The 12,433-nt window shown below is 73.6% G+C and carries 1 protein-coding gene; it reads left to right on the plus strand.

Features of this window, described 5'->3' with window-relative positions; all coding sequences use genetic code 11:
- Nucleotides 1-32: 32 nt before the first annotated feature.
- Nucleotides 33-12,433 (plus strand): SDR family NAD(P)-dependent oxidoreductase (locus ABZW32_RS20300; protein WP_356217721.1); only part of this gene is annotated, 12,401 nt, incomplete at its 3' end.

A 12,433-nucleotide genomic window follows, 5' to 3' on the forward strand; every position in this document is an offset into this window, starting at 1 on the left:
GACTTTCTGGCTTCTGTACGAGGGATGCACGCATGAACGAGGAAAAGCTCCGGTACTTCCTGAAGCGGGTAACGGCCGATCTCCACGAGACGCGCCGCCGCCTCCAGGAGGTCGAGTCGGAGGAGCAGGAGCCGATCGCGATCATCGGAATGAGCTGCCGCTACCCGGGAGACGTCGAGTCCCCCGAGGACCTGTGGCGGCTGGTGTCCGAGGAGACCGACGCGATCTCGGCCTTCCCGACGGACCGGGGCTGGGACACGGGGAGCCTGTTCGACGAGGACCCCGACGGGCGGGGCACGAGCTACGTGCGCGAAGGCGGCTTCCTGCACTCCGCCAACCGCTTCGAGCCGGAGTTCTTCGGCATCTCCCCCCGTGAAGCCGTGGCGATGGACCCGCAGCAGCGCCTGCTGCTGGAAATCGCCTGGGAGGCCTTCGAACGCGCCGGCATCGACCCCACCTCGATGCGCGGCAGCCGCACCGGCGTCTTCACCGGCGTCATGTACCACGACTACGCCTCGCGGCTGCGCGCCGTACCGCCGGAGGTCGAGGGTTACCTCGGCACCGGCGGCTCCAGCAGCATCGCCTCCGGCCGCGTCTCGTACACGTTCGGCCTGGAGGGCCCGGCGCTCACCGTCGACACCGCCTGCTCCTCCTCCCTCGTCACGCTCCACCTGGCCATGCAGGCGCTGCGCAAGGGCGAGTGCTCGCTCGCCCTCGCGGGCGGCGTCACCGTCATGCCGACGCCCGGCACCTTCACCGAGTTCAGCCGCCAGCGCGGCCTGTCCTTCGACGGCCGCTGCAAGTCCTTCGCGGACGCCGCCGACGGCACCGGCTGGGGCGAGGGCGCGGGCATGCTCCTCGTGGAACGCCTCTCCGACGCCCGCCGCAACGGCCACCGCGTGCTCGCGGTGGTCCGCGGCTCGGCGGTCAACCAGGACGGTGCGAGCAACGGCCTCACGGCGCCCAACGGCCCGTCCCAGCAGCGCGTCATCCGCCAGGCCCTGGCCGACGCCCGCCTCACCGGCGCGGACGTCGACGTGGTCGAGGCGCACGGCACCGGCACCACCCTCGGCGACCCCATCGAGGCGCAGGCCCTGCTGGCCACGTACGGCCGGGAGCACACCGAGGACCGCCCGCTGTGGCTGGGCTCCGTGAAGTCCAACATCGGACACACGCAGGCCGCCGCCGGCGTGGCCGGCGTCATCAAGATGGTCATGGCGATCCGCCACGGCCGGATCCCGAAGTCCCTCCACGTGGACGAGCCCTCGACCAAGGTCGACTGGGCCGCGGGCGCCGTGTCGCTGCTGCGCACCACCGTGGACTGGCCGGACACCGGCCGCCCGCGCCGCGCGGCCGTCTCCTCGTTCGGCATCAGCGGCACCAACGCGCACACCATCATCGAGCAGGCCCCCACCGAGGTCCCCGCCGACGCGGCGGCGACCGAGGCGGCCGGGACCGACGCGGCCGGGACCGAGTCGGAGACCGGGACCGAGACCGCCGAGACGGCGGCCCCGCAGCGCCGCACCGTCGTACCGCCCGTACTGCCGTGGCCCGTCTCGGCCCGTACGGAAGCCGCCCTGCGCGCCCAGGCCGAACGCCTGCTCACCCACCTGCGCGCCCACCCCGACCAGTCGGCGGCGGACATCAGCCGCTCCCTGGCCACCGGCCGAGCCGCCCTCGAACACCGCGCCGTCGTCGTGGCCGGCGACCGCGACCGCGCCCTCGCCGACCTGGCGGCACTGGCCTCCGAAGAGGAGACCGCCGCGACGCGCGTCGTCCGGGGCGAGGCCGGAGCACGCGGCAAGACCGCCTTCCTGTTCACGGGTCAGGGCAGCCAGCGCCTGGGGATGGGGCGTGAGCTGTATGACGCCTACCCGGTGTTCGCGACCGCTCTGGATGCGGTGTGTGAGCGGCTGGAACTCCCGCTGAAGGAGGCGCTGTTCGGTACGGATGCCGCTCTGCTGGACCGTACGGAGTACGCCCAGCCGGCGCTGTTCGCCGTCGAGGTGGCGCTGTTCCGGCTGCTGGAGTCGTGGGGTGTGAAGCCGGACTTCCTGTCCGGGCATTCGGTCGGTGAGATCGCCGCCGCACATGTGGCGGGGGTGCTGTCGATGGAGGACGCGTGCGTGCTGGTCGCCGCCCGCGGGCGGCTGATGCAGGCGCTGCCGGCCGGTGGTGTGATGATCGCGCTGGAGGCTTCGGAGGACGAGGTCCTGCCGCTGCTGACCGACCGGGTGAGCATCGCCGCGGTCAACGGTCCGCGCTCGGTCGTGATCGCCGGTGACGAGGACGCGGCGACGGCCGTCGTGGGGTCGTTCGCGGACCGGAAGTCCAAGCGGCTGACGGTGAGCCACGCGTTCCACTCGCCTCACATGGACGGGATGCTGGACGGGTTCCGCCAGGTTGTGGCCGGGCTGACGTACGGTGCCCCGCAGATTCCGGTGGTGTCGAACCTGACCGGTGCCCTGGTCTCGGATGAGATGGGTTCGGCGGAGTTCTGGGTGCGGCACGTCCGCGAGGCGGTCCGCTTCCTCGACGGCATCCGTGCCCTGGAGGCCGCGGGCGTGACCACGTACGTCGAGCTCGGGCCCGACGGGGTGCTGTCCGCGATGGCGCAGGCCTGCCTGGCCGACGACACCGGCACCGCCGCCTTCGTACCCACCCTCCGCAGGGACCGTCCCGAGGCGGAGACCGCCGTCACGGCCCTCGCCCGCGTACACGTCCGGGGCATCGCCGTCGACTGGCAGTCCTACCACCGTGACACCGGCGCCGAGCACGTCGACCTGCCCACGTATGCCTTCCAGCGCGAGCACTACTGGCTCGACGCCGGAACCCTCGGCGGCGACGTGACCACCGCCGGACTCCGGTCCGCCGACCACCCCCTGCTCGGCGCCTCGGTGACGCTGGCGGACGCCGACGGCCTGCTCCTCACCGGGCGACTGTCACTGCCCACCCACCCCTGGCTCGCGGACCACCGCGTCATGGGCTCCGCGCTGCTCCCGGGCACGGCCTTCGTCGAGTTCGCCCTCCATGCCGGCGAGCGCGTCGGCTGCGACCTGGTCGACGAACTGACCGTCGCGGCCCCGCTCGTACTGCCCGAGGAAGGCGCCGTCGAGCTCCAGATCACCGTCGGAGCGCCCGACGAGGCGGGCCGCCGCCCGGTCGTCTTCCACTCGCGCGACAGCCTGGCGGCCTACGACGAGCCGTGGGTCCGCAACGCCACCGCGACGCTGGCGCAGGGCGCGGAGGAGAAGCAGGCCTGCGACCTCAACGCCTGGCCGCCCGCCGGTGCGGCACCCGTTGACATCGAAGGCCTGTACGAGGGCCTCGCGGACTCCGGCTTCGGCTACGGCCCGGTGTTCCAGGGCCTGCGGGCCGCCTGGCGGCGCGGCGAGGAGGTGTTCGCCGAGGTCGGACTCGGCGACGAAACCGACCCGGGCGCCGAGCAGTTCACGATCCACCCCGCGCTCCTCGACTCCGCCCTGCACGCCATCGGCCTCGGCTCCCTCATGGAGGACACCGGCCGGGGCCAACTGCCCTTCTCCTGGTCCGGGGTCGCGGTCCACTCCACCGGAGCGGACACCCTGCGCGTGCGCCTCTCCAAGGCGGGTCAGCAGTCCGTACGGCTGGACATGGCCGACATCGAGGGCGCGCCCGTCGCGACGGTGGACAGCCTGGCCCTCCGGGCCTTCTCGCCCGAGCAGTTCGGCCGCCCGGCCGGTGGCCACGGCGACTCCCTGTTCGGTGTCGAGTGGACCGAGGCGGCCTCGGCGGCGGCCGGTTCCGCCGACACCTGGATGATGCTCGGCGAGGGCGCGCAGGTCTTCGCCGACCTCGCCGGGCTGGGCGTGGCCGTGGTCGAGGGCGGGGAGATCCCGTCCGCGCTGGTCGTGCCGTGCACCGAGCCCGCCGACGCGGACGTGGCCGCCGCGGTACACGCCGAGACCGGCCGCGTGCTCGCGCTGGTCAAGGAATGGCTGGCCGACGACCGCTTCTCCGGCTCTCGCCTGGTGTTCCTGACGCGGGGTGCGGTGGAGGCCGTGCCGGGTGAGGGTGTGTCGGACCTGGTCCACGCTCCGGTACGGGGCCTGGTGCGGTCGGCGCAGTCGGAGAACCCGGGGCGGATCGTCCTGGTGGACGTGGATGCCGATGCCGAGGTGGAGCAGGCGCTCTCCTCCGCGCTGGCTTCGGGTGAGTCCGAGGTGGCGGTGCGTGGCGGTTCGGTGCTGGTGCCGAGGCTGGCGCGGGCTGCGGTCGTGGCTGACGCGGCTCCTGCGTGGGATGCCGAGGGCACGGTCCTCGTCACCGGTGCGAGTGGTTCGCTGGGTGGCCTGTTCGCCCGGCACCTGGTGGCCGAGCACGGCGTACGGAATCTGCTGCTGGTGAGCCGTAGTGGTGAGGCGGCCTCCGGTGCCGCCGAGCTGTCGGCGGAGCTGGCTGAGCTCGGTGCGGAGGTGGCGTGGGCGGCGTGTGACGTCGCTGACCGGGAGGCGCTGGCCGCCGTCCTGGCTGGCATTCCGGCCGAGCGTCCGTTGTCGGCGGTCGTGCACACGGCCGGTGTTCTGGACGACGGTGTCGTCGGCTCTCTGACGGCTGAGCGGTTGTCGGCGGTGTTGCGTCCGAAGGTGGACGCGGCGTGGAACCTGCACGAGCTGACCGCCGGTCTCGACCTGTCCGCGTTCGTTCTCTTCTCGTCCGCTGCGGGTGTGTTCGGCGGCGCGGGCCAGGCCAACTACGCGGCTGCCAACACCTTCCTGGACGCCCTCGCCGCCCACCGCCGGGCCCAGGGCCTGGCCGCGACCTCCCTTGCCTGGGGTCTGTGGGCCGAGGTGGGTGGTATGGGTGGTGCGCTGGACGCCGAGGACGTTTCGCGCATGGGTCGTGGTGGGGTCAACGCCCTGTCGCCGGCCGAGGGTCTGGCCCTGTTCGACACCGCCTGCGCCTCCGGCCAGGCGCTGCTGGCGCCCGTCAAGCTGGACCTGGCCGCCCTGCGTGCGGCGGCCGCCGGCGGGATGCTCCCGCCGCTGCTCTCCGGCCTCGTCCGCATGCCGGCCCGTCGGGCCGCCCGGGGCAGCGGCGGCGGCGCGTTCGCCCGGCAGCTCGCTGCCCTGCCGCAGGACCAGCAGGCCGGCGCCGTCCTCGGACTGGTCCGGGGCCAGGTCGCGGCCGTACTCGGCTTCGCGGGGCCGGAAGCGGTGGATCCGGCGCGGTCGTTCAGCGAGGTCGGCTTCGATTCGCTGACCGCCGTCGAACTGCGGAACCGGCTCGGCGCCGCCACCGGTGTCCGCCTGCCGGCCACCCTCGTCTTCGACTACCCGACGCCCGCCGTCCTGGGGGAGTACCTGCACGGCGAACTGCTCGGCAGCCAGGAAGCGGACACGGCTCCGACCGCCGTCGCCGTGCACGATGACGAGCCGATCGCCATCGTCTCGATGGCCTGCCGCTTCCCGGGCGACGTCCGCTCGCCCGAGGACCTGTGGCGACTCGTCCGCGACGGGCGGGACGCCATCTCGGACATGCCCGCCGACCGGGGCTGGGACCTCGAAGCCCTCTTCGACGCCGACCCGGACCGCCAGGGCACCAGCTACAGCACGGCCGGCGGGTTCCTGCACGACGCGCACCACTTCGACCCGACGTTCTTCGGGATCTCGCCGCGCGAGGCCCTGGCGACCGACCCGCAGCAGCGGCTGCTGCTGGAGACCTCCTGGGAGGCCTTCGAGCGCGCCCGGATCGACCCGGCCTCCATGCGCGGCAGCCGGACCGGCGTGTTCGCGGGTGTCATGTACAACGACTACGGCACCCTGCTGCACCGGGCCCCGGAGGGCCTGGAGGGGTACATGGGGACGTCCAGCTCGGGCAGTGTCGCCTCGGGCCGCGTCTCGTACACCTTCGGCCTGGAAGGCCCGGCGGTCACCGTCGACACGGCCTGCTCCTCCTCGCTCGTCACCCTCCACCTCGCCGTCCAGGCCCTGCGCAACGGCGAATGCGACCTCGCGCTCGCCGGCGGTGTGACCGTGATGGCCACGCCCGGCACCTTCATCGCCTTCAGCCGGCAGCGCGGCCTCGCGACGGACGGCCGCTGCAAGCCCTTCGCCGCTGCTGCCGACGGCACCGCCTGGGGCGAGGGCGTCGGCATGCTCCTCGTCGAGCGGCTCTCGGACGCCCGCCGCAACGGGCACCCGGTCCTCGCGGTGGTCCGCGGCTCGGCGATCAACCAGGACGGCGCCTCCAACGGGCTGACCGCCCCCAACGGCCCCTCCCAGCAGCGCGTCATCCGCCAGGCCCTCGCCAGCGCGGGCCTGACCTCCGCCGACGTCGACGTGGTCGAGGCGCACGGTACGGGCACGACGCTCGGCGACCCGATCGAAGCTCAGGCGCTGCTGGCCACGTACGGCCAGGACCGGGCGGCGGACCGCCCGCTGCTGCTGGGCTCGATCAAGTCCAACATGGGCCACACGCAGGCCGCCGCCGGTGTCGCCGGCATCATCAAGATGGTGCAGGCCATGCGGCACGGGACGGTGCCGAAGACCCTGCACGTGGACGAGCCCTCCCCGCACGTCGACTGGTCCGAGGGCGCCGTCGAGCTGCTGACGGAATCGGTGGCCTGGCCGGAGACCGGCCGCCCGCGCCGCGCGGCCATCTCCTCCTTCGGCATCAGCGGCACCAACGCGCACACCATCATCGAGCAGGCCCCGGACGAGGCAGCGGTGGCCGCGGCCGACACGGACGCGGCGCCGGCGTTCCCGTACGTGCTGTCCGCGAAGTCGACGGACGCGCTGAGCGCCCAGGCGGCCCGCCTGCGGACCCACCTGCAGGACACGCCCGAGGCCGGCGCGGCGGACATGGCCTACTCGCTGGCCACCCGTCGCGCTGCCTTCGCCCACCGTGCGGTGATCGTGGCCGGCGCCCGGGACGAACTGCTCGGCGCGCTGGCCGCGCTGGAGAACGGCGACATGACTGCCGCCGGGATCACCTGCGGCACCGTGGGCGCCGCCGGAGCCGGCAAACTCGCTTTCCTGTTCACCGGTCAGGGCAGTCAGCGTCTCGGGATGGGGCGTGAGCTGTACGAGGCTCAGCCGGTGTTCGCCGCCGCGCTTGATGCGGTGTGCGAGCGGCTGGAACTCCCGCTGAAGGAAGCGCTGTTCGGTACGGATGCCGCCCTGCTGGACCGGACGGAGTACACCCAGCCGGCGCTGTTCGCCGTCGAGGTGGCGCTGTTCCGGCTCCTGGAGTCGTGGGGTGTGAAGCCGGACTTCGTGTCCGGGCATTCGATCGGTGAGATCGCCGCCGCGCACGTGGCGGGGGTGCTGTCGCTGGACGACGCGTGCACGCTCGTGTCCGCCCGCGGGCGGCTGATGCAGGCCCTGCCGGCCGGTGGCGTGATGATCGCTCTGGAGGCTTCGGAGGACGAGGTCCTGCCGCTGCTGACGGACCGGGTCGGCATCGCCGCGATCAACGGGCCGCGCTCGGTCGTGATCGCCGGTGACGAGGACGCCGCGACCACCGTCGTGGGGTCGTTCGCGGATCGGAAGTCCAAGCGGCTGACCGTCAGCCACGCCTTCCACTCCCCGCACATGGACGGGATGCTGGACGGGTTCCGCCGGGTCGCGGAGGGGCTCACGTACGAGAGCCCGCGCATCCCGGTCGTGTCGAACCTGACCGGTGCCCTGGTCTCCGACGAGATGGCCTCGGCGGACTTCTGGGTGCGGCACGTCCGCGAGGCGGTCCGCTTCCTCGACGGCATCCGCACCCTGGAAGCCGCCGGGGTCACCACGTACCTCGAACTCGGCCCCGACGGAATCCTCTGCGCCATGGCGCAGACCTGCCTGGCCGACGAGACGCGTGCTGCCGTGTTCGCCCCCGCCCTGCGCAAGGAGCGCCCCGAGACGGCCACCCTCACGGCCGCCGTCGCCGAGGCCCACGCCCACGGGGCCCCCGTCGACTGGGAGTCGTACTTCACGGGCACCGGTGCCCGGAGCATCGACCTGCCGACCTACGCCTTCCAGCACGAGCGGTACTGGATCGACCTCCCCGTCGGATCCTTCGCCGACGCGGCCGCCGCGGGCCTGCGGCCCGCCGACCACCCCCTGCTCGGCGCCTCCGTGATGCTGGCGGACGCCGACGGCCTGCTCCTCACCGGGCGGCTGTCCGTCGCCACCCACCCCTGGCTCGCGGACCACGTGGTCATGGGCTCGGTGACGCTGCCCGGTACGGCGTTCGTCGAGCTGGCGCTGCGCGCCGGTGAGCAGATCGGCTGCGACGTGGTGGAAGAGCTGACCCTCGCCGCCCCCCTCGTCCTCGCCGAGGACGGCGGCGTCGAGCTCCAGATCGCCGTCGGGGCCCCCGACGAGGCGGGCCGCCGGCCCCTGGCCTTCCACTCGCGCGACGGCCTGGCGGCGGACAGCGCCCTCTGGCTCCGCAACGCCACCGCGACCCTCGCGGTGGGTACGGAGGAGCCCCCGGTGTTCGACCTCGCGGCCTGGCCCCCGGCCGGCGCGGAGCCCGTCGACGTCGAGGAGCTGTACGAGGGCTTCGCCGAGTCCGGCTTCGGCTACGGGCCCGTGTTCCAGGGCCTGCGGGCCGCCTGGCGCAAGGGCGACGAGGTGTTCGCCGAGGTCGGCCTCGGTGACGAGCAGGGCCCGGACGCCGAGCAGTTCACGATCCACCCGGCGCTCCTCGACTCCGTTCTGCACGCCATCGGCCTCGGCTCCCTCGTGGAGGACACCGGTCTGCCGCGGCTGCCGTTCTCCTGGTCCGGGGTCGCGGTCCACTCCACGGGAGCGGACACCTTGCGCGTACGGCTCTCCCGGGCCGGACGCGAGGCGGTGCGTCTGGAGATCGCCGACACCGACGGCGTACCGGTCGCCTCGGTGGACAGCCTCGCTCTGCGCGCCTTCTCGCCGGAGCAGCTCGGCCGGCAGGTCGCCGGCCACGGCGATGCGCTGTTCCGCGTCGAGTGGCGCGAACTGATGCCGTCCGACGCGCTGTTCGGCGACTGGATCATGCGGGACGAGGCCGACGCGCAGGCCCTCGACGACCTCGACGCGGTGCCGGGTGCGCTGGTGCTGTCGTGCCCGGCGCCCGACGGCCCGGACGTGGCCGACGCGGTGCACGCCGAGGCGGCCCGGGTGCTGGCGCTGCTCCAGCGGTGGCTGTCCGACGACCGCTTCACCGATGCGCGGCTGGCGTTCCTGACCCGAGGCGCCGTGACCGTCGCCCCGGGCGACGGTCCTGCGGACCTGGTGCACGCCGCGGTGTGGGGCCTGGTGCGCTCCGCGCAGTCGGAGAACCCGGGCCGGATCGTCCTGGTGGACGTCGACGCCGACGGCGATGCGGAGCAGGCGCTCTCCTCCGCGCTGGCCTCGGGTGAGTCCGAGGTGGCGGTGCGCGGGGGCGTGCTGCTCGTGCCGCGCCTGGCACGCGCGTCGGTTGCCGGCTTGGATCCGGAGTGGGCGGCCGGAGGCACGGTGCTCGTCACGGGTGCGAGTGGTTCGCTGGGTGGTCTGTTCGCCCGGCATCTGGTGGCCGAGCACGGTGTACGTCAGCTGTTGTTGGTGAGCCGTCGTGGTGAGGCGGCTCCGGGTGCCGTGGAGTTGTCGGCGGAGCTGGCTGAGCTGGGTGCGGAGGTGGCGTGGGCGGCGTGTGACGTCGCTGACCGGGAGGCGCTGGCCGCCGTCCTGGCCGCGATCCCGGCCGAGCGTCCGTTGTCGGCGGTCGTGCACACGGCCGGTGTTCTGGACGACGGTGTCGTGGGTTCTTTGACGGCTGAGCGGTTGTCGGCGGTGTTGCGTCCGAAGGTGGACGCGGCGTGGAACCTGCACGAGCTGACCGCTGGTCTCGACCTGTCCGCGTTCGTCCTGTTCTCGTCCGCTGCGGGTGTGTTCGGTGGTGCGGGCCAGGCCAACTACGCGGCTGCCAACACCTTCCTGGACGCCCTCGCCGCCCACCGTCGGGCCCAGGGCCTGGCCGCGACCTCCCTCGCCTGGGGCCTGTGGGACGAGGCGGGCGGCATGGGGGACACCCTGGACGCCGGCGACGTCTCGCGGATGGGCCGCGGTGGCGTGATCGCCCTGACCGCCGCCGACGGCGTGGCCCTGTTCGACAGCGCCTGCGCCTCCGGACAGGCCCTGCTGGTGCCGGTCCGGCTGGACCTGGCCGCGCTGCGCGCCGCCGCTCGCGGCGGGATGCTCCCGCCGCTGCTCTCCGGCCTCGTCCGCATGCCCTCGCGGCGTGCGGCCCGGGGCGGCACGGCCGCGGTCGGTGCCTTCGCCCGGCAGCTCACGGCCCTGCCGCAGGACCAGCGGCCGGGAGCCGTGCTGGAGCTGGTCCGGGGCCAGGTGGCCGCCGTACTCGGCTTCGCCGGCCCCGAAGCGGTGGATCCGGCGCGGTCGTTCAGCGAGGTCGGCTTCGACTCGCTGACCGCCGTCGAACTGCGCAACCGCCTCGCGGCGGCGACGGGTGTGCGCCTGCCGGCCACCCTCGTCTTCGACTACCCGACCCCGGCCGTCCTGGCGGAGTACCTGCACGCCGAGCTGCTCGGCGGCCAGGGCACGGACGTGGCCGCGGTCGCGGCCTCCGTGCACGACGACGAGCCGATCGCCATCGTGGCGATGGCCTGCCGCTTCCCCGGTGACGTCCGCTCGCCCGAGGACCTGTGGCGACTCGTCGCGGACGGACGGGACGCCATTTCCGCCATGCCGGACGACCGCGGCTGGGACCTCGCCGGAATCCTCGACCCCGGCCAGCCGGGCGCCGACTACAGCCCGACCGGCGGGTTCCTGCACGACGCGCACCACTTCGACCCGACGTTCTTCGGGATCTCGCCGCGCGAGGCCCTGGCGACCGACCCGCAGCAGCGGCTGCTGCTGGAGACCTCCTGGGAGGCCTTCGAGCGGGCCGGCATCGACCCGGCGTCGATGCGCGGCAGCCGGACCGGCGTGTTCGCGGGTGTCATGTACAACGACTACGGCACCCTGCTGCACCGGGCCCCGGAGGGCCTGGAGGGGTACATGGGGACGTCCAGCTCGGGCAGTGTCGCCTCGGGCCGCGTTTCGTACACCTTCGGGCTGGAGGGCCCGGCGGTCACCGTCGACACGGCCTGCTCGTCCTCCCTGGTCACCCTGCACCTCGCCGTCCAGGCCCTGCGCAACGGCGAATGCGACATGGCCCTCGCGGGCGGTGTGACCGTGATGGCCACGCCCGGCACCTTCATCGCCTTCAGCATCCAGCGCGGCCTGGCCTCCGACGGCCGCTGCAAGCCCTTCGCGGCCGCCGCCGACGGCACCGCCTGGGGCGAGGGCGTCGGCATGCTGCTGGTCGAGCGGCTCTCGGACGCCCGCGCCAAGGGCCACCCGGTCCTCGCCGTGGTCCGCGGCTCGGCGGTCAACCAGGACGGCGCCTCCAACGGGCTCACGGCCCCGAACGGCCCCTCGCAGCAGCGCGTCATCCGCCAGGCCCTGGCCAACGCCGGTCTGTCCGCCGCAGAGGTGGACGCCGTCGAGGCGCACGGCACGGGCACCACCCTCGGCGACCCGATCGAGGCGCAGGCCCTCCTGGCCACCTACGGCCAGGAGCACACGGACGAGCAGCCGCTGTGGCTCGGTTCGATCAAGTCCAACGTGGGCCACACACAGGCCGCCGCCGGTGTGGCGGGCGTCATCAAGATGGTCCAGGCGATACGGCACGGAGTCCTGCCGAAGTCCCTGCACGTGGACGAGCCCACCCCGCACGTGGACTGGTCGGCGGGAGCGGTCTCGCTCCTGGAGTCGGCCACCCCCTGGCCGGAGACCGGGCGCCCGCGCCGGGCGGCCGTGTCCTCGTTCGGCATCGGCGGCACCAACGCGCACACCATCATCGAGCAGGCCCCCGACGAGGCCGTGGTCACCGCGGCCGAGACGGGTACCGCACCGGTGCTGCCGTACGTGGTGTCCGCGAAGTCGGCGGACGCCGTGCGCGACCAGGCGGCCCGCCTGCGCAGGCACCTGGAGGGCGCGGCCGGGCTCAGGCCCGCCGATGTGGCGCTCTCCCTGGCCACGACCCGGGCCGTCTTCGACCACCGCGCGGTGGTCGTGGCCGGGGACCGGAAGGAGCTGCTGCGTGGTCTGACCGCGCTGGAGGACGGCACCGCGGCCGCCGGAGTGACGCGCGGCGCCGTGAGCACCGGGAAGACGGTGTTCGTGTTCCCGGGTCAGGGTTCGCAGTGGTTGGGGATGGCGGCTGGGCTGCTGGAGTCCTCGCCGGCGTTCGCGGCGCGGATCGGGGAGTGCGCGAAGGCGCTGGAGCCCTTCACCGACTGGTCGTTGGTGGATGTGCTCCGGGCCGCCGACGGCGCGCCCTCCCTCGACCGGGTGGATGTGGTGCAGCCGGCGTTGTTCGCGGTGATGGTGTCGCTGGCCGAGGTGTGGGCTGCGGCGGGTGTCCGTCCGGGTGCCGT

It is taken from the genome of Streptomyces sp. NPDC004667 (assembly GCF_040609475.1).
Taxonomy (GTDB): Bacteria; Actinomycetota; Actinomycetes; order Streptomycetales; family Streptomycetaceae; genus Streptomyces.